Raw genomic sequence first — 338 nt, forward strand, 5'->3', positions numbered from 1 at the left:
GGTGCAGCACAATTTGCTACAGGGGCTACATTGTCTTCAACGGTTACCACTGTTGTACAGGTTGAAGTATTGCCGTTTACATCGGTTACGGTTAACGTAATCGTATTCGGACCTACATCTGCACAAGTGAATGTTGACTTGTCAATTGTCGTGGTTGCGATTCCACAGGCATCAGTGCTTCCAGCGTCAATATCGCCAACGGTGATGCTGGCGTTTCCTGTTGCATCTAATTGAATCGTAAATGGTGCAGCACAATTTGCTACAGGGGCTACATTGTCTTCAACGGTTACCACTGTTGTACAGGTTGAAGTATTGCCGTTTACATCGGTTACGGTTAA

The 338-nt window shown here is 45.6% G+C and carries 1 protein-coding gene; it reads right to left on the minus strand.

Annotated features, from left to right (window positions below; genetic code table 11):
- Positions 1-338: hypothetical protein (locus K8089_RS16765; RefSeq protein WP_237604353.1), on the minus strand; the 338-nt coding region annotated here is incomplete at both ends.

Origin of the sequence: Aequorivita vitellina, from assembly GCF_022008365.1 — a bacterium.
Lineage (GTDB): Bacteria > Bacteroidota > Bacteroidia > Flavobacteriales > Flavobacteriaceae > Aequorivita > Aequorivita vitellina.